Genomic DNA, 25,555 nt, shown 5'->3' on the forward strand with positions numbered 1-25,555 from the left:
TCAATAACGCTTGAAATAGCTTAGAAATTTTTGAAATGGCACAGGAAGGACACAGTTTTTGAAGAAATTGCGATCAATAATGAAGCCCATCAAAGACCAGTGCCGCCAATAGTGCGCCGGTACTGGCAATTTGTGGGCTTTTCCGCCATATAAGGCGCATCCCGAAAAGTGTGAAACGGTTTTCGGACTAAGATGCGGCTTGAAGGAATAAGTTGGAGCGCGGATCGGATCAAATCAGATCGAAATGCGCTCCAGAAACTTTCCAGAATATACGGGATCCAGAACCAGCAATGAGTAAGGCTATCTTCGCCAAAATGAACGGACTAGGCAACAAGATCATTGTTGCCGATATGCGCGGGCGCGGCGATCACATCGCACCGGCTGCTGCAATCCGTTTGGCCGGTGACGAAGCCACCTCGTTCGATCAAATCATGGCGATCCATGATCCAAAGACGCCCGGCACCGATCATTACATTGAGATCATCAATTGCGATGGCACGCAGGCGCAAGCTTGTGGCAACGGCACACGCTGCGTTGTGCAGTGGCTTTCCAATGAAAGCGGCAAGCAGGATTACACATTCCAGACCCTGGCAGGCATTCTAACTGCCAATCAACACGAAGACGGGCTGATCACGGTCGATATGGGTAAGCCGCATTTCGGCTGGAAGGAAATCCCCCTCGCCCATGAAGTGGACGACACCCGCGCCATTGATCTGTCTGCTGGCCCTGCCGATGCGCCTGTTCTGCAAGCGCCGTCGATTGCATCGATGGGCAATCCGCACGCGATCTTCTGGGTCGAAAACGATGTCTGGTCCTATGCGCTTGACCAATATGGGCCGGCACTGGAACATGATCCGATTTTCCCCGAGCGTGCTAATATTTCCATCGCGCAAATCACATCGCGCGACAGCATGAACCTACGCACTTGGGAACGCGGTGCAGGTCTTACCCGCGCTTGCGGTTCTGCCGCCTGCGCTGCCGCTGTTTCAGGTGCGCGCACAGGCCGTACTGAACGCAATGTTAACGTCCATGTTCCTGGTGGTCCGCTTAAAATCGAATGGCGCGAGGATGATCACGTCATGATGACCGGCCCGGCCGAATGGGAATTCGACGGCACATTTGATCCTGCAACCGGCGCATGGGAGTACGCCCCAAAGACGAGCCGGGGAGCTGCCTGATGGCTGTAGAAGTCGTAACCTTCGGATGCCGGCTCAACACCTATGAATCCGAGGTGATGAAACGCGAAGCCGATAGTGCTGGCCTTGGCGAGTTGAAAAATGGCGCGATCATCTTCAACACCTGTGCGGTCACATCGGAAGCCGTGCGTCAGGCGCGTCAGGCCATCCGCAAAGCGCGCCGCGATAATCCGCAAGCCCGCATCATCGTGACGGGCTGTGCCGCACAGACTGAATCGGCCAAGTTTGAGGCCATGGATGAAGTTGACCTCATTTTAGGCAATGAGGAAAAACTGAAATCCAACTCCTACCGCATGCTGCCTGATTTCGGCGTGAACCAGTTTGAAAAAGTTCGCGTCAACGACATTATGGAAGTGCGCGAAACCGCAAGTCATATGGTTGATGCCATTGAAGGCCGCGCCCGCGCATTTGTGCAGGTACAGAATGGCTGCGATCATCGCTGCACCTTCTGCATTATCCCTTATGGCCGCGGCAATTCGCGTTCGGTGCCGATGGGCGGCGTGGTCGATCAGGTCAAACGCCTTGTCGATAATGGTTATGCCGAAGTGGTGCTGACCGGCGTGGATATGACTTCTTACGGTCCTGATCTGCCGGGTAGCCTGCGCCTTGGTAAACTGGTGAAAACCGTTCTCGCTCAGGTGCCGGATTTGCAGCGCCTGCGTCTGTCATCCATTGATTCAATTGAGGCGGACGAAGACCTGATGGATGCAATCGCCAATGAAAAGCGCCTGATGCCGCATTTGCATCTTTCGCTTCAGGCAGGCGATGACATGATTTTAAAGCGCATGAAGCGCCGCCATCTGCGCGATGATTCCATCCGCTTCTGCGCAGATGTACGCGCTCTTCGCCCTGACATTGTGTTCGGTGCCGACATCATCGCCGGTTTCCCGACCGAAACCGAAGAGATGTTTGCAAATTCGATGAAGATCGTTGAGGAATGCGGGCTGACGCATTTGCACGTCTTCCCTTACAGTGCCCGCGAAGGCACACCAGCTGCGCGTATGCCGCAGGTCAGGCGCGACATCGTCAAAGATCGCGCCAAACGGCTGCGCGCTGTGGGCGACAAGGCTTATGAAAAACACCTCGCTTCTCTCAACGGCACTCACCAGCGCCTGTTGATCGAGAAGGAAGGCATTGCCCGCACGGAAGGCTTTACGCTGGCCGCTGTGGATCAAGGCAATGCTGGCGAAATTATCGAACGAATTGTGACGGGGCATGACGGTGAAAAACTTCTCACCCGTCAGGCAGAGCCCAAAGCGGCTTAAACAAGGCATTAAAATTCATGGCAATGGGTTTCATCAAGAAAATGTTCTCCTTCGGCAAGAAGGAGGTTGAAGAAAAGCCGGTCGAACAACCGGCCCCTGATGCTGTGGAAGCAGCGCTTCCTGAAGCTGTTGAAGTACCTGAAAAAGCTGAAATTCCTGCTACCGAAGCGGTCATAACCGAACGGGAAGTGGCTGTGATTAATCCAGAGCCTGACCCGGTTGAAGAAGTCGAGGCTGAGCCAGAACATCCGGTTGCCGAAATCGAAATTCCGATTGAGCAGCCACCCGTTATGGAACCGATCGTGGTGGAAATGCCAGCGCCGGAAGCAGTTGTCGAACCAGAGCAGGAACCTGCTGCTGAACCCGAAGTCACAGAATCTTCAGAGACTTTGGTTGAGGAAACGGTCGAGCCGTCACCTCAGCCAGAACCGGTAAAGCCCAAAAAGGTCAAGGTCGCCAAGGCCGTTGAAGAACATCGGGACGAAGCACCGGTTGAGGCTGCGCCTGAACCAAAGCTTTCGTGGTTTGAGCGGCTGCGTCGCGGTCTGCTGCGTTCATCGAATTCATTGAGTGATTCCATTGGCAGCATTTTCACCAAGCGCAAGCTTGATGAAGACACCTTGCAGGATCTCGAAGACGTGCTCATTCAGGCCGATCTCGGGCTGGAAACCGCCATGCGTGTGACCGATGCGCTCTCGTCTGGCCGCTATGGCAAGGACGTGACTGGCGAAGAAGTGCGCAACATCATGGGCACGGAAATCGAAAAGGTGCTTGGGCCAGTCGCAAAGCCTTTGGAGCTTGATCTCTCGCATAAACCGCATGTCATTCTGGTTGTCGGCGTCAATGGCACTGGCAAGACAACGACCATTGGCAAGCTTGCCGCAAAACTCACCGCTGGCGGCCTCAAAGTCATGCTTGCGGCAGGTGATACTTTCCGTGCTGCCGCGATTGAACAGCTCCATATCTGGGGCGAGCGCACCGGCTCGCCTGTTGTTTCAAGCAAGCTTGGCGCGGACGCCGCTGGCCTTGCCTATGACGCATGGAAACAGGCGAAAGATGCGGGCAGCGATGTTTTGATCATCGACACCGCAGGCCGTTTGCAGAACAAGGCCGAACTGATGGACGAACTCGCCAAGATCGTCCGCGTTCTTGGCAAGCACGACCCGGAGGCGCCGCACACGGTTCTTCAGACACTGGATGCCACCACCGGACAGAATGCGCTCAATCAGGTTGAAATTTTCAAGAATATCGCTGGCGTCAACGGCCTCGTCATGACCAAACTGGACGGCACGGCACGCGGCGGCATTCTCGTCGCAATCTCGGCCAAACATAAACTTCCGATCTATTTCATCGGCGTCGGCGAAGGTGTCGATGATCTTGAACCATTTGCGGCCAAGGATTTTGCCCGCGCCATCGCAGGAGTTGCCTGATGGAGCATCCCGTTTTTGAACGCGATCCCTCGCAAAAGACAGAAGCTGAACGCAAGGAAGTGCCGCCACTTCTCAAGCTTGCGCTGGAACTCGGACCACTTCTCGTTTTTTTCTTCGCCAATGCGCGTGGTGAAAATCTGATCGAGCGTTTTCCGGTGCTTGCACAGATTGGCGAACCGATCTTTCTGGCAACCGCCCTGTTCATGGTTGCGACCGTTATAGCACTTGCTGTTTCATGGTCGATGACACGCACTCTGCCGATGATGCCGCTTATCTCCGGCATCGTGGTTCTGGTGTTTGGTGCGCTGACGCTTTGGCTGCACAACGACACTTTCATCAAGATGAAGCCCACCATCGTCAATACGCTGTTTGGCGCAATCCTGCTTGGGGGACTGCTGTTCGGCAAATCCCTGCTCGGCTATGTGTTTGATTCAGCCTTCAAGCTCGATGCAGACGGCTGGCGGAAGCTCACTTTCCGTTGGGGCCTGTTCTTTATTTTCCTCGCAGTGGTGAATGAAGTCGTGTGGCGCAATTTATCGACCGATGCCTGGGTTTCCTTCAAGGTCTGGGGCATCATGCCGATCACCATTGTCTTCACACTTTTACAAATGCCGCTTATTCAGAAGCACACTTTGCCAGAAGCCCGTAAAGACTAAGGTTAATCAGGGAGGACGCCATGGCCCAAATCGACAAAAGGCTGGACATTGAACAATTCATTTGCCGAAGCGATAATTATGGCGTTCTCATTCATGATCCTGAAAGCGATCTGACGGCGGCAATCGATGCACCCGATGCCGCAGCCGTTGAAAGCGCTCTCAAGCGCCGTGGCTGGACACTGGATTTCATTTTCACAACGCATCATCACCTCGACCATGTCGAAGGCAATGCGGCACTCAAAGCCAAATTCGGCGTCAGCATCATTGGCCCAAAGGCTGAGGCCGATAAAATTCCGACGCTTGACCGTACCGTGCAGGATGGCGACGCGTTCACCTTCGGGCTTTTCAAAGTCAAAGTGATCTCCACGCCCGGCCATACGAATGGCGAGGTTTCCTTCTATTTGCCGGAAGCAAAAGTCGTGTTTACCGGCGACACGCTGTTTGCGCTGGGCTGTGGACGTCTGTTGGAAGGCACACCCGGCACGATGTTCCAGTCACTGCAAAAGCTTGTGGCCCTTCCGGGCGACACGGCAGTCTATTGCGGCCACGAATATACCCAGAGCAATGCGCGTTTTGCCCTCACAATCGATCCAGACAATTCAGCCCTGAAAGAACGAGCCGCCGAGATTGCGCGGCTGCGCGCGGCTGATAAGATGACGCTACCCACAAGCATAGCGCTTGAAATGGCCACCAATCCGTTTCTGCGCTGGCACGATGCCCGCATTCGCACCCGCCTTGGGATGCAGAACGCAACTGATGAAGCTGTTTTTGCGGAAATCCGTAAGCGCAAGGATTTATTCTAGGATTCGATCATGACAAAGATTTTCCCAATGAAACGCTTCAAGACCGCAGCCCTGCTGGGCCTCTCGCTTGTGATGCTGCCGCAAACCCTTCAATCAGCTTTTGCGGAAGACATCATTGCAATCGCAACACCGCTGAAAACACCAGAGGAAATCAACAATTTCAAGCTGAGTGAAGATCTTCTGACGCGTATGGAAAAAATCCATAACCAGCTTGAGGCAATGCAGCTTTCACCCACAGCAGAGGAAGGTCTGGATGCGCGACCTTCAATGGACTCAATGGTCAAAAGCATTGAGTCACGCCCGCAGGTGGTCGAAGTGATGAAGGCGGAAAATATTGCACCCCGCGATTATCTGCTGGCCTATTTCGCCATGATGAGCGGACTTGCAGCGGCAGACGCCGAGGAAGAAGACCAGCTTGTCGATGAAGTGAAACAGATCAACCCGGAACATGTCACCTTTGCCAAGCAATATGGTGATCGCATCCGCGATCTGATTGGCGAATAAGTTTTAAAAAAACCGGCGAAGGAAATTTCGCCGGTTTTGTGTTTAGAGCGCATCCCGAAAAGTGTGAAACGGTTTTCGGTTAAAGATGCGCGTTCTAAGAAGGCTGTCTCAGCAAGCGCAATGCATTGATCGTCACCAGAACGGTTGCGCCCGTATCGGCCAGAATCGCCGGCCAGAGGCCGGTAATCCCAAGCACTGTCGTCACGAGAAAAACAGCTTTCAGCCCAAGCGCGATTGCAATGTTCTGATGAATATTGCGCATGGTCCGCTTGGAGAGATCAATCATCGCGGCCACATCACCCACACGACCATGCAACACGGCTGCGTCCGCCGTTTCCAGCGCCACGTCGGTACCGCCACCCATAGCGATGCCAACATCGGCTGCGGCAAGCGCTGGCGCGTCATTGATGCCGTCACCGACCTTGGCAACGATCTGACCTTCATTGTGAAACTCGCCAACAATACGCTGCTTGTCTTCCGGCATGAGTTCGGCACGCACCTCAATATCAAGATCCTTGCCAATCGCTTCCGCCGTGCGGCGATTATCACCGGTCAGCATAACGGTGCGAATACCGGCAGCTTTCAGCGTTTTTAGACCGGCAATCGCATCGGCACGCGGCTCATCACGCATGGCGATAGCACCCGCGATTTTTCCATCAGCAACAAGAACTGAAACTGTCTTGCCTTCATCGTTACAGGCTGCAATCTGTGCTGCCAGCTCTTCCGAAATAGCCGAGATTTCATTGGCAGCCTTACGCGAACCCAAAAACAGCTCAATTCCGTCAGCCACACCCGACACACCCTTACCGCCATGTGCCTTGCCGGTCGAAACGGGTGAGAGTTTCAAACCGCGCGCATCGGATGCGCTCACAATGGCAAGAGCAAGCGGATGGCTGGAACCTGCATCAAGCGAGGCAGACAAACGTAGCACTTCGTCCGCTGAAAGGGCGCCAGCGAGAACATCCGTCACCTGCGGCTTACCTTCGGTCAACGTACCGGTCTTATCAAAACAGGCGGTCGTGATTTTGCCGATGGTCTCTAAAACCGCGCCACCCTTGAGCAAAAGTCCGCGACGCGCACCGGAGGAAAGCGAAGCCGCAATGGCTGCAGGCGTCGAAATAACCAGCGCACAGGGGCAGCCGATCAGCAAAATAGCCAGACCTTTATAGACCCATTCGCCCCATTCAGCGCCTGCGACAAGCGGCGGGAGAATAGCAACCAGGGCCGCAACAACAACCACACCCGGCGTATAATAGGTCGAGAAACGATTGATGAAACGCTCTGTGGGCGCCTTGGCTTCCTGTGCTTCTTCAACAAGCCGCACAACACGCGCAATCGTGTTATCCTGCGCTGCGGCTGTCACTTTCACCCGCAGCAAACCATCGCCATTAATAGTGCCAGCAAAAACACTGTCGCCCACGGCTTTGCCAACCGGCGTGCTTTCGCCCGTCACCGGCGCTTCATCAATAGCGCTTTCACCAGCAATAATCTGGCCATCAGCAGGCATACGGTCGCCCGGACGCACAGCAATCACATCACCGACATTCAGCTCTTCCGCTGGCACTTCTTTCGTTTCGCCATTGCTTTCGAGAAATGCGGTCTTCGGCACAAGGGCAGTGAGGGATTGAATACTGTCACGCGCCTTGCCAGCCGCCACACCTTCCAGCAATTCGCCAACCAGAAACAGGAACACGACCGCTGCGGCTTCTTCCGTTGCCCCAATAATGACCGCGCCGATCGCCGCAATCGTCATCAGCATTTCAATCGAAAACGGCGTGCCGTTGATCGCCGCTGAATAAGCACGTTTTGCAATCGGTATCAGACCGATCAGCATAGCGGCCGTAAAGGCCCATAGTTCAATCGGCGGATAAAGATGGCCAACAATATAGGCAACCACCAGACCACCGCCACAGGCGAGCATCATCTGGCCCTTAGCGCTCTGCCACCAGCGCTTTTGTTTTACACGTGCCGGTGGCTTCAAAGTTGCATCGGTGGTCGATTGTACACTGGCCTTATAACCAAGCTGAGAGACTTTCGCCGCAATATCATCAGCCAGCGATGAGCCATCATGATTGACGATCATCGTGCCATTGGTCACGGAAACCGAAACATCCTGAACACCTCCAACACGACGCACAGCCGTATCGATCTTGGTCGCACAGGATGCACAATCCATCCCTTCAACACGGAAACGGAAACTGTCCGCACCGGCTACAATTTGCGTTGCTTCGGGTTCCTCATGAGCGTGGTCATGATGATCGTGGTCGTGCTTATCATGATCATGGCCGCTGCAGCCTGCATGATCATGATCGTGATCGTGATCATGATCATGATCATGATCGTGATGCTTGGCAGACGCTTTTTCGTCAACCAATGGTTCGATACCGTAACCAAGGCTGCGCACCTTTTTGGCAACGCTTTCCAGGTCGCAGCTGCCATGATGGCGCACCGTCATCATGCCTGTTGTCACCGATACGGAAACATCCTCCACGCCCGAAACCCGGCGCAACGCTGTATCGATTTTCATTGCGCAAGAAGCGCAATCCATACCTTCCACGCGAAACCGGTTTTGTGTCAGAATTTCGTTCATAGCCTGCCCCTAGCGAGATCGCACTTGAAATGTCCGAAACAAGGTCTACATCCTCTAGTGACTAGAGGAGCAAGCGAAAAAATGATGACCAATGTTCCGATTGGCGAAGCATCGAAAGCCAGCGGTGTGAAAGTGCCAACTATTCGTTATTACGAGCAAATCGGGCTTTTACCCGTGCCACCGCGCACGGAAGGCAATCGCCGCCTCTATGACAACGCCGATATTCAGCGGCTGTTATTCATCCGCCATGCGCGTGATCTGGGCTTTGAAGTGGATGCGATCCGTACACTTTTAGACCTTCAGGACAATCCCGACCAGTCATGTGCGGCAGCTGATTCTATTGCACGCGCGCGCCTGATCGATGTCGAGCATCGCATCGCGAAACTGATATCTTTGAAAACCGAGCTGTTACGGATGCTTGACTGCACGGCCCATGGTCGCATTGATCAGTGCCGGGTGATCGAAATTCTCGGCAATCATGACGAATGCCTGCATCCCAGTCACTAGTATGGCGGACCAGAAATTCGCTTCACTGCAAAGCACCAACTGAGCGAATTTCGGGTCCAAAGCCATACCAGCAAAATATTGAATCTAGTGTGATTTACGGATTTAAAGTTCCTCGAAGTGAATGCAGCGCGAATGATACGAACTTTAAATCCACCACACTAACCAGATTTAAGCGAAGAATCGGAACCACTTTCCTGTTGGAATACAGTTTAACCTGATTGCCCTGACACAGCTTCTTTTCGCCGGATAAAAATCATATCTTTTGCAGCGAGCGCCGCACCTGACGTGATTAAAAGACAGGCTGCCAGGATGCGCATGGAAGGTTGCGCCATACCGGCTGAAATGAGCACAAGCGTCGAGAGAAGCGGCGCGGCATAACTCACCGCGCCCAGCACCTGAATATTGCCGCGCTTCACTCCGAAATCCCACGCATAGAAAGCCGCACCTACAGGCAACAGACCGAGCGCAATGACGCTAAGCCACTGCGCTGTCGTTTCCGGCCATACAGTCTGCTCTAGCGCAAGATGACATATCAAAGACAAGACAGCTGTTGCCACACAAAAGCCTGTAACAGCATCTGTTGGCACCTTGGAAAAGCGCCGGGAGAGCAGCGAATAGCTTGACCACGTCAAGGCACACAATGCGGCCATGGCATAACCAAAACCATAGCGGACATCAAAACCGATGCCATCACCTTTGCTCACAATCAGCGCAGTCCCGCCAAGCCCAAGAAGCGCACCAACGATATGATACCAATGCAGCCGTTCACCCGGCATAACGGCAGATCCGACCACGATTAGGAGTGGCCAGAGATAAGCAATCAGGCTGGCATCCACCGCTGGAGCATTTCGGAGTGCTGTAAAATAGAAAAAATGGTAACCGAAAAGACCAATAACCCCAACAAGCCACACGATAGGCGGCTGACGAAGATGTCTAACGGCACTCGGCCGCCACAGCCAGGAGACGAGACCAAGAGCTGCACCAACCGAAAAAGTCATGGCTGAAAGCTGAAACGGCGGAACCTGACCTGAACCAGCGGTAAAAAGCGCCAGAAGTGCCCACATCGCTATAGCTGAAAAACCGATCAGCGTTGCCAGTTTCATGATTAATCCCCCAATTGCGGGATTACAGGCGCGCCTTAAAGCGTCTTTTTGTATCCCTTACATAATTTTTTCAAATCGTGTCGCCTGGATTTTCAGAGTCCCCAACTGTGTACCGATGCGTGCCACGACCGGCGCATAAATACCGGAATCGCCCAAGGAAGCAAAAGAAATTGTTATCTTGCTGCGATTGGCGAGATAATCGATAGCCTTTTTACCCTTCTGATAACCAGCAAGCGGCACAAACTTCGCCGAGCAGATAACAGACTCGCCCGTAAAACCTTTGGTGGTGAAGGATTCCGTGCCATTGAAGCTCAGCTGAATATCAGCGCGGGTCTGCCCGTCAAAAACTCTAAGCGTTCGATTGCAGACAGCTTTCGGGTCTTTGGTGGGAATCATAAGTGCACTCAGCGGATCGCTGACATTGATGAGGTCCTGCGGTGTTATTTCCACCCAGGGGGCGCGCTTTTTGACTGGCGGCACATTCTCAGAAGACGTCACATTCCCGCCAGAAAAGCGAATAGTCGTACTCTTGTTTTTTCGCCCATGCTTATAAGCGAGATCAAAGGCAGATGGCGTTACCTTGCTCCGCGTCGAACTGCCGCCCACATAGACAGTACCATCGGTATCATCAAAAATGCGGGCAATGCCGGAGGTTTTGAAACGGCCATTCACGCCATAATTTGCACCTTTAACAACCGTCTCAATTGCAGAGCGAGCAATAGAAAGCGCAAACATGGAAATATCGTATTCGGTCCGGTAGAGATCATCCGCTTTCGCGGAACTCATCATTGACACGGTCGCAATCGTCAGTCCGGTTAAAAATGCAAGTCTTCTCCTGACGACCCGCTTGTTAACCGGTTGCTGGAAATACGATTGCATGATCATGCCAGACTTTCCTTTCCTCTTAATCAGCGTCACATCAATCTGCTCGCGAGAATGATGCCGGCCACTTGATCCATGAACTACACCTGTAACCGATTCTCTTTCTCGACAGATGCTGTGTCTTGCTTTTAAGCTTTCGACTATCAAGAGCTCAAAATCTGCGCCAGATTTCTAATTGACATGCTGTGTCGAACAGAAAAAGCTGGCAAAGTTATGATCGGCTGGCATGATCCGAGCCGAAAACTGCCGGAATTGCGCGCCTTTAGGTCATGCTGACGGAATCTATCTTGACTGTAATCGCTACTCTCACTATAGAAACGCGACTTTCCCAATAGGCCGCCTGTCCGAGATCGCGCGCCAGCAGCAGAAATACTGCTATGATTGCGTTGAATTCGGACATTCGAGTCGGGGCCTGAGAAACAAAAATTTGAAGGTGAGACCAAAATGTCCCGCGCTTGTGAATTGACCGGCACCTCGGTCCAGTACGGCAACAATGTCAGCCACGCGAACAACCGTACGCGTCGCCGCTTCCTGCCGAACCTCTGCAATGTTACGCTTATGTCCGAAGTTCTCGGCCAGAGCTACCGTCTTCGCGTTTCCGCTTCTGCTCTGCGTTCGGTTGAGCATCGCGGTGGCCTCGACGCTTTCCTCGCAAAGTCTGACGACAAAGAACTTTCGCAGCGCGCTCGCCTGCTGAAGCGTCAGATCGCGAAGAAGCAGGCTGAAGTTGCTGCATAAGCAATCAGCTTTTTAAGTTTTGAAAAAAAGGCTGACTCGCGTCAGCCTTTTTTACTGGTGACATCACCCAGGATAAAAAAATGTTTTCTGCTAGCCCTGCGTTGTCCCGGCTTTTGCCGGCTATATTGTGCATGTGCGCGGCTGTCGCCGCTTCCAATATCCTTGTGCAATATCCATTTGAGCATTTTGGCCTCGGCGAAATGCTGACCTATGGCGCCTTCACCTATCCATTTGCCTTCCTCGTCAATGATCTGACGAACCGTCGCTTCGGTCCTGCGGCCGCGCGCAAAGTCGTTTATGCGGGTTTTCTCCTTGGCGTTTTCATGTCAATCTGGCTGGCAACACCGCGTATCGCCATTGCGTCCGGTTCGGCATTTCTGATCGCGCAATTGATGGACATTACGGTCTTCAACCGTCTACGTCAGAAGACATGGTGGAAAGCACCTTTTGCGGCTGCGATGTTCGGCTCGATTGTCGATACGTTGCTGTTCTTCTCTATCGCCTTTGCCGCGCAATTTGCATGGATCGATGCCATAACCGGTCTGCCCGATTCATCGCTGACCGATCCTGCCGCTTTCCTTGGCCTTGGCATGCCTCTCTGGGCTTCGCTAGCTATCGGTGACTTCTTTGTGAAGGTCGTTATGGGAACACTGATGCTTGTGCCTTACGGTGCCATTCTGGCGGTGTTCGCCCCAGCGCTTTATGCGCCGGATCGTAAATGAAAGGGGCCTTCAGGCCCCTTTCATTTACGCAGTCTTATCTGCCTGAACGCCTGCGTCCGCGCCCTGCCCCGCCTGCACCCTGTTCTTCAAACAGGGACGCGAGCTGTTCGGTCATTGCACCGGCGAGCTCTTCAGCATCCACAATCGTCACAGCACGCTGATAATAGCGTGTCACATCATGGCCAATACCAATGGCAATCAGCTCAACAGGCGAGCGGGTTTCAATCTCTTCGATGACAGCACGCAAATGGCGTTCCAGATAATTGCCCGGATTGACCGAAAGTGTGGAATCATCCACCGGCGCACCGTCAGAAATCATCATCATGATCTTGCGCTGTTCAGGACGTGCCAATAGACGCTGATGCGCCCAGATCAGCGCCTCACCATCGATGTTTTCCTTGAGCAGCCCTTCACGCATCATCAGGCCAAGATTGTTGCGTGCACGCCGCCACGGCGCATCTGCGCGTTTGTAAATGATATGACGCAGATCATTCAGGCGGCCCGGATTGGACGGCTTACCACGACCAAGCCATGCGTCGCGTGACTGCCCACCCTTCCAAGCCTTGGTTGTAAAGCCCAAAATTTCGACCTTCACGCCGCAACGCTCGAGCGTACGGGCCAGAATATCGGCACAGGTCGCTGCAACCGTAATCGGGCGGCCACGCATCGAGCCGGAATTATCGATCACCAGCGTGACAACCGTATCGCGGAAATCCGTATCCCGCTCCATCTTGTAGGATAGCGGCTGCGTCGGGTCGATCACGATACGCACCAGACGCGCACTATCGAGATAACCCTCTTCCAGATCAAAGTCCCATGAGCGGTTTTGCTGCGCCATCAGGCGACGCTGCAAACGGTTGGCAAGCCTGCCAACAACACCTTGCAAATTGGCCAGTTGCTTGTCGAGAAAGCCGCGCAGACGCGCAAGTTCGGCCTCGTCACAAAGATCGGTGGCCTCAACCTCTTCATCAAACTCATGGGTGAAGACATTATAATCAACATGTTCGGCAAAATTGGCAAAAGGCTGGTTTTGACGGCGTGTGTCGCCCGGCGTTTCCGCGTCAACATCCTCGCTATCGTCCAGATCATCGGAAGAGGCGTCAGTGGCTTCCATTTCGCCCTGCTCGCCTTCTTCGCTGGAATTGTCCGATTCGTCGCTTTCCGCAGAATCAGAACCTTCCTGATTTTCCTCGCCGCCCTCTTCGTTTTCGTCCTGCTCCGGCGTCTGCTCGTTATCCTCGTCCTGCTCGTCGCTCTGCTCTTCCTGCGAAAGCTCCTCAGCCATATCCATCGAGGCCAGCATGTCGCGCACGGTGCGCGCAAAGGCCTGCTGGTCTTCGAGATTTTCGCCAAGACGTGCGAGTTCAGGACCGGCCTTCTGCTCAATCCATTCGCGCCAGAGATCTAGCACAGGACCAGCTTCAGCGGGCGCTTTGCGTCCGGTCAGCTTTTCGCGCAACAAAAGCGACACAGCTTCTTCAAGCGGTGCATCTTCTTTGTCAGTCACTGCGGAAAAATTGGCGCGGGCATATTTATCAGCCAGCATCACCGAAAGGTTTTCGGCAACACCTGCCATGGCGCGTGCGCCAATCGATTCGACACGCGCCTGCTCAACCGCGTCATAGATCGCGCGCGCCTGTTTGCCTTCCGGCGCAAGGCTCGCATGAATGCGGGCATTATGGCGCGCCTGACGCAGCGCCATGGAATCGCCAAGGCCGCGTGTGACGGCAACATCATGAGCAGTCGGGCGCTTTGGAAGATCAGGCAGGCGGGCACGGTTGCCAGTCAGCGCAGGGCGATCATTGCTGAAAGCCACTTCCAGCTCGTTCTCACCGGAAATGGCGCGCATGGTCACGGTCATCGCCCGCTTGAACGGCTCCGAATCCACTGGTCCATTTTTGCGCTCGCGCGAATTATCGCCAATTCCTGACTTCTGGCCCGACATCTGCTTTTCCTGACTTTATATAAAGCATGTCGCGGAAAAGTGGGAACCGGTTTTCCGATAACGACATGCGTTAAAAGCGCTGCCGCTCTCAACGAGCGGCAGGCATCATCCAGTCTTATGCCAAAACGATATTGGCAGCCGATTCTGGAAGTTCCTCACCGAAAGCGCGCTGATAGAACTCAGCCACCGTCTGGCGCTCAAGTTCATCGCACTTGTTGAGGAAGGTCAGGCGGAATGCAAAGCCGACATCATTGAAGATCGCGGCATTTTCAGACCAGGTAATGACGGTACGCGGGCTCATCACGGTGGAAAGATCACCATTGATGAAAGCCTGACGGGTCATGTCGGCAACACGAACCATCTTGTTGACGATCTCGCGGCCTTCAGCATTCTGGTAATGCTTGGATTTAGCGAGAATGATGTTCACTTCATTGTCGTGCGGCAAATAATTCAGCGTCGTCACGATCGACCAGCGGTCCATCTGTGCCTGATTGATCTGCTGCGTGCCATGATAGAGGCCGGTCGTGTCGCCGAGACCAACGGTATTTGCTGTTGCAAACATGCGGAACGCTGGATGCGGCCGGATCACGCGGCTCTGATCGAGAAGCGTCAGACGGCCAGAGGTCTCCAGAACGCGCTGGATCACGAACATGACGTCCGGGCGACCCGCATCATATTCGTCGAAAACCAGCGCAACATTGTGCTGATAGGCCCAAGGCAGAATACCGTCTTTGAATTCGGTAACCTGTACGCCGTCTTTGACGACGATTGCATCCTTACCGACAAGATCGATACGGCTGACATGGCTGTCGAGATTGATACGGACACAAGGCCAGTTGAGGCGGGCTGCGACCTGTTCGATATGGGTCGATTTACCCGTACCGTGATAACCGGAAACCATCACGCGACGATTATAGGCAAATCCTGCGAGGATCGCGAGCGTCGTGGTGCGGTCAAAAATATAATCCGGGTCTATTTCCGGCACATAGGAATCGCCTGCCGCATAGGCTGGCACACGCATGTCGGAATCGATCCCGAACACTTCGCGTACCGAAACCGTCGTATCCGGCAAATTGGCTATATCCCGCTCAACCTTGTTCATCATGCCTCCAGAGCGACAGGAACTGTCCTGCCGCGACATTCAAATTCAATCAGGAGGCCGATTTCCAGCGAGCCGGATGGCGCCCCTTGAGTTCAGTTGCGGGCATCCGTAATCGCATCTGCACGAAAGCGCAGTAGATGAATGTCCGTCAGGGCAAAGAATGCCCTGATACTCGGCTCATAAAGCCCAAACAGGCTTTAGCAAAAACCTGCCGTCTTGAGCAATTGATAAGCCTGAATGACCTCGCGAAATCTTTCTTCAGACCCGCGGTCACCACCATTTGCATCGGGATGGTGTTGCTTCACAAGTTCTTTATAGCGAGACTTAATCATATCGCTAGTTGAATTTGCATCAAGACCGAGTGTTCCAAGTGCCTTTACTTCCAAAGTGCGCGGTTTGCGCTGCACAGCCTTGGCGGTACCGGTGTTGTTTTTAGCATCCTTCACGAAGCCAAACGGATCACGCATACGGTTCTGATAGGCAGCAGAACCCGAACGCCGTGTCGCCATATCCGGCGACGTACGGGTTTTGGCTGTCGCGTTGGAAGCCGTAGACCAGGTTGGACGATTGCCAGTGATAGCGTCCTTCTGGAATTTCGAAATATCGCTGTCTGTCAGACCGGAGAAATAATTGAAATTCTTATTATATTCGCGGACATGATCCACGCAGAAACGCAGATACTCACCCTCGCGCTCACGCCCAACCGGGGCACGATGCGTACCAGGCTTGTCACAACCATCCCATTGGCAGCAGGGACCACTGGACTTCTTTTCCGCTTCCTTCTTGGGACGGATGCGGATGCTGTCGAAAAATTTTGAGTTCGTTGTCATCGAATCGGATTATGCGGAATAAGAGTGACGAAACAAGAATTGACTTTTCGTCCTGAATGGTTTTGGCCAAGAGGTCAGGGCGAAAATTTTATACAGATAACAATTCCTGTGCGGATTTGCCCCACCGATTGTCGCCAAGGCGACGTCTATATGAGGCACAGCGTCTATATGGGGAGAACTGGCCCAAATGTCCATTCACAATAGCAAACAATCTTCGATGGAAGCAAAACTGCAAGCAGCTTTTGCGCCTGAAAAGCTTGAAATCATCAATGAAAGCCATCTCCATGCCGGCCATCATCACGAAGATCGTGGCAATCATGAGGTCTATGACGGCACCGGCGAAACACATTTTCGCGTGCGCATCGTGTCCGATGCTTTCACAGGCTTAAGCCGCATTGCGCGTCACCGCGCGATCAACGATCTGCTGAAAGATGAACTTAATACCGGCGTTCACGCGCTGGCGCTGGAACCTTCAGCACCCGGCGAACCAACCCGTCGCTGATAGTTTTTATGTCTCAGCCTTAAGCCATTTGCGCAAACGACCCCGCGCATTGGCATAGGGCGAGGATGTATTGAACTGGATCATGCGTCCGAGCGTATATTTCTCGTACCACGCAACACCATAAAGCTCTGCATCCGTGCGCGCCGTAATCAATGCGACCAGCGCATTTTTGGCAATTTCGAACCGGATCAGAAGCGCGCTGAACGATACATCTTCATAATCACGATAAAACTTTGCCGCGAGCTTGCCCAGTTCATTCCATTTGAAACCCGTTTCCGGAAAATCAACGCTAAACCCCTGATCCCTTCGCGCGCACCAGCTAAACCCCTGATCCCTTCGCGCGCACCATTTGATCACAAGCTCGTTCCAGCCAACCAGATAAGCAACCAAATCATGCACACTCATCAACGTGCCTTTGGCATGACCTTCCATGGTTTTGAGCGCGGATTGTTCAGGCGCCACCCGACTAAGATCAAGCACCAGTCGCGCATAATTGGTTTCAATCGCCGCAAGCAATTCATGCTTGTTTGCGGGAACGGCCATTAATTTAGCACTCGCCCAGCAACCGGATTGGAAACAGGCTTACCATCCGCATCGAGCGGTACGATTCGCAGACGCATTAGTCGATTCTTCTCTTTTCTCAGCACTGAAAAACGCTTGCCGTGAAAGGTAAAAGCTTGCTTCACTTCTGGAATCGACTGCGTTTCATGGATGACAAGACCGGCGATTGTCGTCGCTTCCTCATCAGGAAGATTCCAGCCCAATGCACGGTTGAGATCGCGCACCGGCAATGATCCATCGACAATTAAGGAACCATCGGGTTGCAGTCGAACGCCCTCAATATCAATGTCGTGCTCATCTGCAATATCTCCGACAATCTCTTCGAGAATGTCTTCGAGCGTCACCAACCCCTGCACATCACCATACTCATCGACGACAATGGCGATATGCGCTTTGCGGCGCAAGAATGCGTCGAGCTGGTCCTGAAGCGTGGTTGTATCGAGCACAAACCAGGGCTTGCGCGCCACGTCCATAATATTGATGCGCGAAAAATCATTGTCGACGCTGTAAAGCGCACGCAGCAAATCCTTCGTGTGAATAATACCAACGATATTATCAATCTCATCACGCCAAACAGGCATACGGGTATGCGGACTTGCAAGAATCTCGCCAACGATCTGATCGGCAGGCGCATCAGCGTTGATGATCCCCATGGACGTGCGATGCACCATCACGTCGCTGACTTCCAGTTCCTTTAAGTCCAGCAAACCACCAAGCTGGTCACGGTCTTCCTTCACCAGCGATTTATCGCGATGCAGAACCTCGACCGCTCCGCGTAATTCGTCCTGAGCAGAAAGCATTGAATGGCCGGATACGAGATTGACGCCAAACAGTCGCAGGATTTTGCGCACAATCCAGTTTACCAGACCCGAAACCGGACCAACCAGCGTGACAACAGCGGAAACCGGGCGTGCAACATTCAGCGAAAAACGGTCAGGGCTGGAAATGGCCCAGGATTTTGGCAGCACTTCTGCAAAAATAACCAGAATAACGGTCATGGCGAGCGTCGAATATGCAACGCCAGCGTCGCCAAACATCTGCAGAAAGATATTGGCGGCAATAGACGATGCAAGGATATTAGCAAGGTTGTTACCAATCAGCAGAACGCCGATCAATCGATCCCGCTTGCTGATCAGATATTGCACGACTGTGGCACGCTCATCGCCATTATGCTCATAAGTGAGCATGCGAGCGCGAGATGCCGCAGTCAGCGCTGTCTCTGCACCGGAAAAAAAGGCCGACAAAATGATGCAGAGCAGGATAATACCACACATGATCCATAGCTCAAAAATCATTCTCGTAATCCTTTTAGGGTTAGACGGAGAGACGTTCCTTCAGAAACTCCAGGACGGCGGTCGCCGGCACATCCCTGGAAATGAAAGACTGGCCAATTCCGCGTGTCAGAATGAAGGTCAGCGCTCCACGCGAGACTTTTTTGTCCTGTGCGATGTAATCCATCAGCTTTTCAGCGTCCGGCAGACCACCCGGCACATCATTTAGCGATGTCGGCAGACCAACAGTCTTCAGATGCGCCTCGACACGTTCCGCGTCTTCAATGCCGCAAAGGTTCATCTTCACCGAAAAACGATGCGCAAGCGCCATACCGATGGCAACGCCTTCGCCATGCACCAGACGGCTTGAATCATATCCTGTCGCTGTTTCCAGCGCATGACCGAATGTATGACCGAGATTAAGCAGCGCACGATCACCGTTTTCATGCTCGTCGCGTGCGACAACTGCAGCCTTCGAGCGGCATGATTCAGCAATGGCTTGCGTGCGTGCTGCCCCGCCTGCAAAAACCGCTTCCCAGTTTTTCTCAAGCCATGCGAAGAAATCCGGGCGATCAATCAGTCCGTATTTCGCGACTTCGGCATAGCCTGCACGAAATTCGCGTGGGCTTAATGTGTCGAGCACGTCTGTATCGGCCAGCACCAGCCGCGGCTGATAGAAAACACCCACAAGGTTCTTGCCATATTGGGTGTTGATGCCCGTCTTGCCACCAACGGAGGAATCCACCTGCGACAAAAGCGAAGTCGGCATCTGCACGAAATTCATACCGCGCCGCACAATACCCGCAACAAAACCGGAAAGATCGCCGACCACGCCACCGCCAAAAGCAACCACCGCGTCACCACGCTCAAGCCGCGCTGCAAGCACAGCATTGGTGACGGTTTCAAGCACTGAAAACGACTTCGACTTTTCACCAGGAGCAACGATCACCGGCGTTGATTCGATGCCTGCGCGCGCAAAGCTCTCTGTGAGTGCTTCAAGATGCGCTTTGGCGACATTTTCGTCGGTGACGATTGCCACACGAATGCCCGGCATACGCTTTGAAACTTCTTCGCCAGCGCGTGCAACCAATCCTTTGCCGATCAGAATTTCATAAGACCGGTCCCCCAGCGAAACCGGAACTGTTACATTGTCGGCACTCATTGCATTCTCCCCGAGGCTTTAAACCTGATCCTTATCCAGATGCGCGATCAGAACATCGATCAGCTCTCCGGCAATCACTTCTTTTTTGTCGTCGCGCGTCATGGCATGAACATCTGCCAGCGCATAAACAGGATAGCGTACATCCATCAGCCGCTGCATCACGCCACGCGGATCATCATTCTTGAGAAGCGGACGATTTTGGCGGCGCGAAACGCGATCCATCAAGACATCCAGCTCCGCATTGAGCCAGATCGAAACACCGTTTGCGGCGATCGCTGCCCGGGTTTCGGCGTTCATATATGCGCCGCCGCCAGTGGCAAGAACCATCGGACCATCTTCAAGCAGACGCAGGATCACGCGGCGCTCAAGATCACGAAACTCCGCCTCGCCATAGGCATCGAACAATTCAGGGATCGTCATGCGGGCCGCAGACTCGATCTCGTTATCCGCATCCTTAAACGGCAAGTTGAGCATGGCTGCCACTTTGCGGCCAACCGTCGATTTGCCTGCACCCATCAGCCCAACAAGAACAACCACTTTCGCGCCAAGAAGCTGACGAACAAGGTCCGCCTTCTCGTTAATATCTGTTTGTTTTGTTGTACTGCTCATTGGCCTCATCCATTTCTTCCGGTTCCATATCAAAAACCGTGCGCCGTCAATCCTTTCATCGACAAAACCGAACCAAATACGGCTTTTTAGCGCCAAGCGCGGGTGCTCCTTGCTTTCGTCTCAATAGCCGAGCATAAACAACACATGCCCACGCTGACGCGCATCCTCCTCCTGCTCGCTGTGATTGCTGCCATAATTTATGGCGCAATGTTCTCGCTCGCTACTTTCGTGAAGCCCACCACCCATGAAATCACAATCGAGATTCCCTCATCGAAGTTGAAGCAGACCGTCATTGCGCCGCCGACACAACCAGCGCCAGTCGTGGAAGACAACACGGATGCTCAGGAATAGACATGCGCGCATCACTCGCGATTGAAAACTTTCTTGAAATGATGAGTGCGGAACGCGGCGCAGCGCATAATACGCTGGAATCCTATCAGCGCGATCTGGAAGCGGCAGCTGATATACTCACAGCACGAGGCATCAATCTCGCTGAGGCCAAGACCGACGATATCCGCCATGTTCTCAATAGCATGGCCGATGAAGGTTTCGCGGCCACGTCACAAGCGAGGCGTCTGTCTGCGCTCAGACAATTTTATCGCTTTCTCTATGCGGAAGGCTTTCGGCAGGACGATCCGACCAGTGTGATCGATGCGCCCAAAAAGCAGAAGCCACTGCCAAAAATCATGAGCGTCGAAAATGTCGGTCGCCTTCTCGACCGTGCAGCACTCGAAGCACGCGAAGCAACGGAGCCAGCCGAGCATTTCAAGGCCTTGCGTCTTCATGCGCTTCTCGAAACGCTTTATGCAACCGGCTTGCGTGTCTCGGAACTTGTTGGCCTGCCGGTCAGCGTCGCCCGTACCGACCATCGCTTTCTGATTGTGCGTGGCAAAGGCTCAAAGGACCGCATGGTGCCTTTGTCGCCCAAAGCGCGCGAAGCACTGCAAGCCTTTATCGTGGTGCGCGATGGCTTACCCGGCAGCGATGATAATCCGTGGCTCTTTCCCGCCTTTTCTGAAACCGGGCATCTGGCGCGACAGGTTTTTGGCCGCGAGCTGAAAATTTTGGCAGCACGTGCCGGGCTTTCAAGCGCGTCCATCTCTCCGCATGTGCTGCGTCACGCCTTTGCCAGCCACCTTTTGCAAAATGGTGCAGACTTAAGAACTGTGCAGCAATTGCTGGGTCATTCCGACATTTCAACCACGCAAATTTATACGCATGTTCTGGAAGAAAGACTGCATAAGCTGGTAAGTGAACATCATCCGCTTGCCGATTAAGCGCGCGGCGTTTAAGAGAATTTCAGAAAAATTTGCAAGATGCGCTCGAAGTAAATATGTAAGGCGTCGTAAAACAGCCGTTATCTGGGGTGTTTTATGGCCAACATCTCTGGAAACGCACAATAGTCAGGCCCGATGTATAACTATCTCGATTTTGAAAAACCCGTCGCAGACCTTGAAGGCCAGATCCTTGAGCTGAAAAAACTCGCTCAGGAACAGGGCAGTGTTGAGATGAGCGACGAGATCAGCCGTCTCGAGAAACGCTCGGCCGATGCGCTCAAGGATATTTATCGCAAGCTGACCCCATGGCAGAAGGCGCAGATCGCCCGCCACCCGGATCGTCCGCACTGCCTTGAATATATAAACGCGCTTTTCACCGAATTCACGCCTTTGGCCGGTGACCGCCAGTTTGCCAATGACGAAGCCATTCAGGGCGGTTTCGCCCGTTTCAATGGTCAGGCTGTTGCCATTCTCGGTCAGGAAAAAGGCTCGGACACCAAGACGCGCCTCAAGCACAATTTCGGTTCGGCCCGTCCTGAAGGCTACCGCAAGGCGGTACGCATCATGGAAATGGCCGACCGTTTCCAGCTGCCGCTGATCACTTTTGTCGATACCGCTGGTGCTTATCCGGGCGTGAGCGCAGAAGAACGCGGTCAGGCCGAAGCCATTGCGCGTTCGACGGCAGAATGCCTCAAGCTGCGCGTGCCTGTCATTTCGATCATCATCGGTGAAGGTGGTTCGGGCGGCGCAATCGCGATTGCTGTCGCAAACCGCGTCTATATGCTTGAACATTCGATCTATTCGGTGATTTCGCCGGAAGGTGCGGCCTCAATCCTCTGGCACGATTCAACGCGCGCCAAGGATGCAGCATCAAATATGCGCATCACCGCGCAGGATCTGTTCGATCTCAAGGTCATCGACGGTATCATCCCGGAACCGCTCGGCGGCGCTCATCGCGGCAAGGAATCGACCATTGCAGCCGCTGGCGACATCATCACCGCTTCGCTGCGCTCGATGAAAGATGTCGATGGTGAAACGTTGAAACAGGAACGCCGCCAGAAGTTCCTGGAGATCGGTCGTAACCTTTAATTTACCCTAAAATTTAAAAAACCGCTCCGGCGCAGCTCAAACTGCGCCGGATTTGCATCATGCCGCCATTTCCGCCATATTGCGGACACGCTGTTTTTTAGGTATTTGAGCAAGGAATTATCAACGATACTGAAAGGTTTTGTTGTTAATAAACGAATACTGAAAATTCAGATTTCGAAACAGGCTTGATGCGATATGAAGATCAGAACCGCACTTTTTGCAACTCTCATGGCCTCCGCTCTGCTTGCGGGTTGTCAGGGTTCGTCCGTTTCCGATCTCAGCCTTCGGGCTGAAAAGCCACTTTCCGCGAAGATGGTCGCCAAGATGAAGTCGAAGGGCATGAGCCGCACTTCGCCCGTCATGGTCCGCATTTTCAAGGAAGAAGGCGTCCTTGAAGTCTGGAAGCAGAAGAATAACGGCAAATACGACCAGATTGCCTCTTATGAGATTTGCAAATGGTCCGGTAAACTTGGCCCGAAATTCATCGAAGGTGATCGTCAGGCGCCTGAAGGGTTCTATACAGTCCGCCCGGCGCAGATGAACCCGAATTCGCAATACCACCTTGCTTTCAACATCGGCTTCCCCAACGCCTATGACCGTGCGCATAACCGCACAGGCCAGAATCTGATGGTCCATGGCGCCTGTTCCTCCTCAGGCTGCTATTCGATGACCGATGAGAGCGTGAGCGAAATTTATGCTTTTGGGCGCGACGCTTTCAAGGGCGGACAGCGTGACTTCCAGATTCAAGCCTTCCCGTTCCGTATGACCGCAGCCAATATGGCGCGTTATAAGAACGACCAGAACTATGCTTTTTGGAAAATGCTCAAGCAGGGCTATGACGCCTTTGAAGCAACCAAAGTGCCGCCAAAAGTTGACGTTTGCGAAAAGCGCTACGTTTTCAACGTGCCGACACCAAATGGTCAGCCGCTTTCCGCAACCGATGCCTGCCCGCCTTCTGCCAATGCTGAATCGATGGCCTATACGACATCGTATGAAAAGACATTCCAGTCGGCCTTTAGTGCGGCACAAAAGAAGCCTGCACCATCCATTCAGGGCCTAACCGAAGCGAAGCTTGTCTCGGCATGGAGTGCAGCGCGTGCGCGTGGCGAGAAAGTAACGCGTGAACCACCGTCACTTTCGCCTTCATCGGCTGAAACACCAAATGCTCCGGATATTGCGCCTGCGGCAACACCGATCTCGGTGCAGCCAAACACAGCAATTGCAGCAACACCAGCGGTCGTTGATGCAACACAGACAGCTTCCGTGCCTGTTCCGCAGCAGAACCCAGCCACTGTTTCGCCCATGACCACGGCAAACACCGTTGCTGAAACTGTGGCAGCACCAGCGCCTGAAAAGAAGAAGGCATGGTGGAAGCTCGGCGGAAACTAAGACGCAATGCGTGAAAACATTCCGGTCTATGATTTGAGAGGGCTTAAATGCCCTCTTCCCGTTTTAAAAACACGCAATCGCCTGCAAAACATGCCAGCCGGTGCGCTTCTTTGGGTCGAAGCAACCGACCCGCTGTCGGGCATTGACCTTCCACATTTCTGCACACAGGAAGGTCACGCTCTGCTTTCACAAGAGCGCCATGAAAACCTTCACCGTTTTCTCATTCAGAAAAAATAATTATCGCGTCGAAAATCCGGGAATTGCCAGCGGATTATCCATCATCGCGGCACGGTCTGGACGATCAATCCCCGCTTTGCCGAGAAATGCATCGAAAAGCTCACGCACATAGGCTTCCGGCAAATCCTTGACGATCATCACCAAAAGCGTTTCATGCTCATCCTTGGGCCATTTTGGCAGACGTGCGGGGGGATGGAAAATCTTCTGCACACCATGAATGACCAACGGACGCTCCGGGTCTTCTGCAATCTGCACGATGCCTTTCACGCGCAGCAGCTTCTCGCCATGGGTCGAACGCAGCAGATCAAGAAACATTTCAAACGTTGAGAACGGAATCGGCTCCTTATGACGCAGCGAGAATGAACGGATCGCATCATCATGATGATGGTGGTGATGCCCATGGTGATGGTGATGCTCATGATCGCAATCAGGGCCGCACACATGATCATGGTCATGGCTGTGGTCATGCCCATGGTCATGATGGTGCGAATGATCGTGATGATGATCATCCTCATAGGCTTCGGCGTTCAACCAGTGCTGCACATCCGCCGTTTTGGTCTCAGGATTATAAAGCCCGCATTCAAACAGAGCTGCATAGCCCGTGCGTGTATCGGATGCTTCCAGAATATCCGCACCCGGATTAAGCAGCTTCAGCCGCGCTTTGAGCGCTCCAAGTCCTGCCTGCGCTTCCGGCATGTCAGCTTTGGTGATGATGATACGATCAGCCATTGCCGCCTGCTTGACCGCTTCCTCATGATTATCAAGCGTCGCCATGCCATTGACGGCATCAACGGTCGCCAGCACGCCATCAAGACGAAGCGCCTGAATCAGAACCGGATGCCCCATGATCGAATGCAGCACCGGAGCCGGATCGGCAAGACCTGTTGTCTCTATTATTATCCGCTTCAATGCCTTGATCTTGCCCGTCTGAAGACGGTCAATCAGATCGGCCAGCGTATCCACCAACTCGCCGCGCACCGTGCAGCACAGGCAACCATCGGCAAGTTCGATCACCCCTTCGCTGGCTTCTTCAACCAGCAAATGATCGATGCTGACTTCACCAAATTCATTGATGATCACAGCCGTATCGGTCAGCGCCGGGTCTTTGAGCAAGCGATTAAGCAGCGTGGTCTTGCCCGAACCAAGAAAGCCGGTCAGCACGGAAACAGGAATTGGATGCGGCAT

27 protein-coding genes are annotated in these 25,555 nt (G+C 53.4%); 15 read left to right on the forward strand and 12 right to left on the reverse strand.

Features of this window, described 5'->3' with window-relative positions:
• The first annotated feature begins 290 nt into the window (after nucleotides 1–290).
• The 6 genes from dapF to U2P60_RS08995 are packed head-to-tail and all read left to right on the forward strand — an operon-like array spanning nucleotide 291 to nucleotide 5,854.
• A complete protein-coding gene (gene dapF / locus U2P60_RS08970) occupies nucleotides 291–1,178 on the forward strand; it encodes a diaminopimelate epimerase (protein WP_413572278.1) in 888 nt (295 codons plus the stop codon).
• Nucleotides 1,178–2,461 carry a tRNA (N(6)-L-threonylcarbamoyladenosine(37)-C(2))-methylthiotransferase MtaB gene (gene mtaB, locus U2P60_RS08975; protein WP_413572279.1) on the forward strand — a complete coding sequence of 428 codons (1,284 nt, stop codon included), beginning with the start codon at nucleotides 1,178–1,180 and terminating at the stop codon, nucleotides 2,459–2,461. Before dapF ends, mtaB begins: the two co-directional genes overlap by 1 nt.
• 17 nt (nucleotides 2,462–2,478) lie before the next feature.
• Nucleotides 2,479–3,891, forward strand: coding sequence for a signal recognition particle-docking protein FtsY (ftsY, locus tag U2P60_RS08980; protein ID WP_413572280.1), 1,413 nt, complete (start codon nucleotides 2,479–2,481; stop codon nucleotides 3,889–3,891).
• Nucleotides 3,891–4,547: a septation protein A gene (locus U2P60_RS08985; protein ID WP_413572282.1), complete on the forward strand. Its 657-nt coding sequence runs from the start codon at nucleotides 3,891–3,893 to the stop codon at nucleotides 4,545–4,547. The genes ftsY and U2P60_RS08985 overlap by 1 nt, the downstream gene beginning before the upstream one ends.
• 20 nt (nucleotides 4,548–4,567) lie before the next feature.
• Nucleotides 4,568–5,350, forward strand: a complete 783-nt coding sequence (gene gloB / locus U2P60_RS08990; protein WP_413572283.1) for a hydroxyacylglutathione hydrolase — start codon at nucleotides 4,568–4,570, stop codon at nucleotides 5,348–5,350.
• A 9-nt stretch (nucleotides 5,351–5,359) separates the two neighbouring features.
• Complete coding sequence (locus U2P60_RS08995) at nucleotides 5,360–5,854, forward strand: hypothetical protein (RefSeq protein ID WP_413572285.1); 495 nt, start codon at nucleotides 5,360–5,362, stop codon at nucleotides 5,852–5,854.
• A gap of 94 nt (nucleotides 5,855–5,948) precedes the next feature.
• Here U2P60_RS08995 and U2P60_RS09000 read toward each other — a convergent pair whose 3' ends face one another.
• Nucleotides 5,949–8,432, reverse strand: coding sequence for a heavy metal translocating P-type ATPase (locus U2P60_RS09000; RefSeq protein ID WP_413573736.1), 2,484 nt, complete (start codon nucleotides 8,430–8,432; stop codon nucleotides 5,949–5,951).
• A 96-nt stretch (nucleotides 8,433–8,528) separates the two neighbouring features.
• On the opposite strand from U2P60_RS09000, the gene U2P60_RS09005 reads away from it, so the two are divergent.
• A complete protein-coding gene (locus U2P60_RS09005) occupies nucleotides 8,529–8,951 on the forward strand; it encodes a MerR family transcriptional regulator (protein ID WP_413573737.1) in 423 nt (140 codons plus the stop codon).
• A gap of 209 nt (nucleotides 8,952–9,160) precedes the next feature.
• Here the strand turns inward: U2P60_RS09005 and U2P60_RS09010 are convergent, their stop codons facing one another.
• From U2P60_RS09010 to U2P60_RS09020, 3 genes are all read right to left on the reverse strand, one after another.
• A complete protein-coding gene (locus U2P60_RS09010; RefSeq protein ID WP_413572286.1) occupies nucleotides 9,161–10,054 on the reverse strand; it encodes a DMT family transporter in 894 nt (297 codons plus the stop codon).
• 57 nt (nucleotides 10,055–10,111) lie between these two features.
• Nucleotides 10,112–10,939, reverse strand: a complete 828-nt coding sequence (locus tag U2P60_RS09015; protein WP_313828569.1) for a DUF3108 domain-containing protein — start codon at nucleotides 10,937–10,939, stop codon at nucleotides 10,112–10,114.
• A gap of 259 nt (nucleotides 10,940–11,198) precedes the next feature.
• Nucleotides 11,199–11,336 carry a hypothetical protein gene (locus U2P60_RS09020; RefSeq protein ID WP_413572287.1) on the reverse strand — a complete coding sequence of 46 codons (138 nt, stop codon included), beginning with the start codon at nucleotides 11,334–11,336 and terminating at the stop codon, nucleotides 11,199–11,201.
• A 44-nt stretch (nucleotides 11,337–11,380) separates the two neighbouring features.
• Between U2P60_RS09020 and rpmB the strand changes: the two genes are divergently transcribed.
• Nucleotides 11,381–11,674: a 50S ribosomal protein L28 gene (gene rpmB / locus U2P60_RS09025; protein WP_094578447.1), complete on the forward strand. Its 294-nt coding sequence runs from the start codon at nucleotides 11,381–11,383 to the stop codon at nucleotides 11,672–11,674.
• 80 nt (nucleotides 11,675–11,754) lie between these two features.
• Nucleotides 11,755–12,396 carry a queuosine precursor transporter gene (locus U2P60_RS09030; protein ID WP_413572288.1) on the forward strand — a complete coding sequence of 214 codons (642 nt, stop codon included), beginning with the start codon at nucleotides 11,755–11,757 and terminating at the stop codon, nucleotides 12,394–12,396.
• A 34-nt stretch (nucleotides 12,397–12,430) separates the two neighbouring features.
• Here the strand turns inward: U2P60_RS09030 and cobT are convergent, their stop codons facing one another.
• From cobT to U2P60_RS09045, 3 genes are all read right to left on the reverse strand, one after another.
• Entirely contained in the window at nucleotides 12,431–14,341 is a 1,911-nt protein-coding gene (cobT, locus tag U2P60_RS09035; protein ID WP_413572289.1) for a cobaltochelatase subunit CobT, read from the reverse strand.
• Between the two features lie 115 nt (nucleotides 14,342–14,456).
• Nucleotides 14,457–15,443 (reverse strand): cobaltochelatase subunit CobS, encoded by a 987-nt coding sequence (gene cobS / locus U2P60_RS09040; protein WP_313828570.1) that lies wholly within the window; start codon nucleotides 15,441–15,443, stop codon nucleotides 14,457–14,459.
• Between the two features lie 197 nt (nucleotides 15,444–15,640).
• A complete protein-coding gene (locus U2P60_RS09045; RefSeq protein ID WP_313827457.1) occupies nucleotides 15,641–16,273 on the reverse strand; it encodes a J domain-containing protein in 633 nt (210 codons plus the stop codon).
• 187 nt (nucleotides 16,274–16,460) lie between these two features.
• On the opposite strand from U2P60_RS09045, the gene U2P60_RS09050 reads away from it, so the two are divergent.
• Nucleotides 16,461–16,775 (forward strand): BolA family protein, encoded by a 315-nt coding sequence (locus U2P60_RS09050; protein WP_413572291.1) that lies wholly within the window; start codon nucleotides 16,461–16,463, stop codon nucleotides 16,773–16,775.
• A gap of 6 nt (nucleotides 16,776–16,781) precedes the next feature.
• Here U2P60_RS09050 and U2P60_RS09055 read toward each other — a convergent pair whose 3' ends face one another.
• From U2P60_RS09055 to U2P60_RS09070, 4 genes are read right to left on the reverse strand one after another with little or no spacing between them, the layout of a single operon-like run.
• Entirely contained in the window at nucleotides 16,782–17,318 is a 537-nt protein-coding gene (locus U2P60_RS09055) for a ClbS/DfsB family four-helix bundle protein (protein ID WP_413572293.1), read from the reverse strand.
• Complete coding sequence (locus tag U2P60_RS09060; protein WP_313827460.1) at nucleotides 17,318–18,631, reverse strand: HlyC/CorC family transporter; 1,314 nt, start codon at nucleotides 18,629–18,631, stop codon at nucleotides 17,318–17,320. Before U2P60_RS09060 ends, U2P60_RS09055 begins: the two co-directional genes overlap by 1 nt.
• 19 nt (nucleotides 18,632–18,650) lie before the next feature.
• Nucleotides 18,651–19,769, reverse strand: a complete 1,119-nt coding sequence (aroB, locus tag U2P60_RS09065; protein WP_413572294.1) for a 3-dehydroquinate synthase — start codon at nucleotides 19,767–19,769, stop codon at nucleotides 18,651–18,653.
• Between the two features lie 18 nt (nucleotides 19,770–19,787).
• On the reverse strand, nucleotides 19,788–20,378 hold the full coding sequence (locus U2P60_RS09070) for a shikimate kinase (protein ID WP_313827463.1): 591 nt from the start codon (nucleotides 20,376–20,378) through the stop codon (nucleotides 19,788–19,790).
• A 144-nt stretch (nucleotides 20,379–20,522) separates the two neighbouring features.
• Between U2P60_RS09070 and U2P60_RS09075 the strand changes: the two genes are divergently transcribed.
• From U2P60_RS09075 to U2P60_RS09095, 5 genes are all read left to right on the forward strand, one after another.
• Complete coding sequence (locus U2P60_RS09075; RefSeq protein WP_413572295.1) at nucleotides 20,523–20,729, forward strand: recombinase; 207 nt, start codon at nucleotides 20,523–20,525, stop codon at nucleotides 20,727–20,729.
• A 2-nt stretch (nucleotides 20,730–20,731) separates the two neighbouring features.
• Complete coding sequence (gene xerD / locus U2P60_RS09080; protein WP_413572296.1) at nucleotides 20,732–21,655, forward strand: site-specific tyrosine recombinase XerD; 924 nt, start codon at nucleotides 20,732–20,734, stop codon at nucleotides 21,653–21,655.
• Nucleotides 21,656–21,790: 135 nt separating this feature from the next.
• Nucleotides 21,791–22,744, forward strand: coding sequence for an acetyl-CoA carboxylase carboxyltransferase subunit alpha (locus U2P60_RS09085; protein ID WP_313827467.1), 954 nt, complete (start codon nucleotides 21,791–21,793; stop codon nucleotides 22,742–22,744).
• A 195-nt stretch (nucleotides 22,745–22,939) separates the two neighbouring features.
• On the forward strand, nucleotides 22,940–24,133 hold the full coding sequence (locus tag U2P60_RS09090; RefSeq protein WP_413572297.1) for a hypothetical protein: 1,194 nt from the start codon (nucleotides 22,940–22,942) through the stop codon (nucleotides 24,131–24,133).
• Nucleotides 24,134–24,139: 6 nt separating this feature from the next.
• Nucleotides 24,140–24,370, forward strand: a complete 231-nt coding sequence (locus U2P60_RS09095; protein ID WP_413572298.1) for a sulfurtransferase TusA family protein — start codon at nucleotides 24,140–24,142, stop codon at nucleotides 24,368–24,370.
• Here U2P60_RS09095 and U2P60_RS09100 read toward each other — a convergent pair whose 3' ends face one another.
• Nucleotides 24,371–25,555 (reverse strand): GTP-binding protein, encoded by a 1,185-nt coding sequence (locus U2P60_RS09100; protein ID WP_313827470.1) that lies wholly within the window; start codon nucleotides 25,553–25,555, stop codon nucleotides 24,371–24,373.

Source organism: Brucella sp. H1_1004 (assembly GCF_047308065.1).
GTDB classification, from domain to species: domain Bacteria; phylum Pseudomonadota; class Alphaproteobacteria; order Rhizobiales; family Rhizobiaceae; genus Brucella; species Brucella pseudogrignonensis_B.

What these genes read in the sequence shown, in the direction of transcription:
- dapF (WP_413572278.1), top strand. Translation starts at nt 291, where the DNA reads ATGAGTAAGGCTATCTTCGCCAAAATGAACGGACTAGGCAACAAGATC.
- mtaB (WP_413572279.1), top strand. Translation starts at nt 1,178, where the DNA reads ATGGCTGTAGAAGTCGTAACCTTCGGATGCCGGCTCAACACCTATGAA.
- ftsY (WP_413572280.1), top strand. Translation starts at nt 2,479, where the DNA reads ATGGCAATGGGTTTCATCAAGAAAATGTTCTCCTTCGGCAAGAAGGAG.
- U2P60_RS08985 (WP_413572282.1), top strand. Translation starts at nt 3,891, where the DNA reads ATGGAGCATCCCGTTTTTGAACGCGATCCCTCGCAAAAGACAGAAGCT.
- gloB (WP_413572283.1), top strand. Translation starts at nt 4,568, where the DNA reads ATGGCCCAAATCGACAAAAGGCTGGACATTGAACAATTCATTTGCCGA.
- U2P60_RS08995 (WP_413572285.1), top strand. Translation starts at nt 5,360, where the DNA reads ATGACAAAGATTTTCCCAATGAAACGCTTCAAGACCGCAGCCCTGCTG.
- U2P60_RS09005 (WP_413573737.1), top strand. Translation starts at nt 8,529, where the DNA reads ATGACCAATGTTCCGATTGGCGAAGCATCGAAAGCCAGCGGTGTGAAA.
- U2P60_RS09010 (WP_413572286.1), bottom strand. Translation starts at nt 10,054, where the DNA reads ATGAAACTGGCAACGCTGATCGGTTTTTCAGCTATAGCGATGTGGGCA.
- U2P60_RS09015 (WP_313828569.1), bottom strand. Translation starts at nt 10,939, where the DNA reads ATGATCATGCAATCGTATTTCCAGCAACCGGTTAACAAGCGGGTCGTC.
- U2P60_RS09020 (WP_413572287.1), bottom strand. Translation starts at nt 11,336, where the DNA reads ATGTCCGAATTCAACGCAATCATAGCAGTATTTCTGCTGCTGGCGCGC.
- rpmB (WP_094578447.1), top strand. Translation starts at nt 11,381, where the DNA reads ATGTCCCGCGCTTGTGAATTGACCGGCACCTCGGTCCAGTACGGCAAC.
- U2P60_RS09030 (WP_413572288.1), top strand. Translation starts at nt 11,755, where the DNA reads ATGTTTTCTGCTAGCCCTGCGTTGTCCCGGCTTTTGCCGGCTATATTG.
- cobT (WP_413572289.1), bottom strand. Translation starts at nt 14,341, where the DNA reads ATGTCGGGCCAGAAGTCAGGAATTGGCGATAATTCGCGCGAGCGCAAA.
- cobS (WP_313828570.1), bottom strand. Translation starts at nt 15,443, where the DNA reads ATGAACAAGGTTGAGCGGGATATAGCCAATTTGCCGGATACGACGGTT.
- U2P60_RS09045 (WP_313827457.1), bottom strand. Translation starts at nt 16,273, where the DNA reads ATGACAACGAACTCAAAATTTTTCGACAGCATCCGCATCCGTCCCAAG.
- U2P60_RS09050 (WP_413572291.1), top strand. Translation starts at nt 16,461, where the DNA reads ATGTCCATTCACAATAGCAAACAATCTTCGATGGAAGCAAAACTGCAA.
- U2P60_RS09055 (WP_413572293.1), bottom strand. Translation starts at nt 17,318, where the DNA reads ATGGCCGTTCCCGCAAACAAGCATGAATTGCTTGCGGCGATTGAAACC.
- U2P60_RS09060 (WP_313827460.1), bottom strand. Translation starts at nt 18,631, where the DNA reads ATGATTTTTGAGCTATGGATCATGTGTGGTATTATCCTGCTCTGCATC.
- aroB (WP_413572294.1), bottom strand. Translation starts at nt 19,769, where the DNA reads ATGAGTGCCGACAATGTAACAGTTCCGGTTTCGCTGGGGGACCGGTCT.
- U2P60_RS09070 (WP_313827463.1), bottom strand. Translation starts at nt 20,378, where the DNA reads ATGAGCAGTACAACAAAACAAACAGATATTAACGAGAAGGCGGACCTT.
- U2P60_RS09075 (WP_413572295.1), top strand. Translation starts at nt 20,523, where the DNA reads ATGCCCACGCTGACGCGCATCCTCCTCCTGCTCGCTGTGATTGCTGCC.
- xerD (WP_413572296.1), top strand. Translation starts at nt 20,732, where the DNA reads ATGCGCGCATCACTCGCGATTGAAAACTTTCTTGAAATGATGAGTGCG.
- U2P60_RS09085 (WP_313827467.1), top strand. Translation starts at nt 21,791, where the DNA reads ATGTATAACTATCTCGATTTTGAAAAACCCGTCGCAGACCTTGAAGGC.
- U2P60_RS09090 (WP_413572297.1), top strand. Translation starts at nt 22,940, where the DNA reads ATGAAGATCAGAACCGCACTTTTTGCAACTCTCATGGCCTCCGCTCTG.
- U2P60_RS09095 (WP_413572298.1), top strand. Translation starts at nt 24,140, where the DNA reads ATGCGTGAAAACATTCCGGTCTATGATTTGAGAGGGCTTAAATGCCCT.
- U2P60_RS09100 (WP_313827470.1), bottom strand. Translation starts at nt 25,555, where the DNA reads ATGCCGCATCCAATTCCTGTTTCCGTGCTGACCGGCTTTCTTGGTTCG.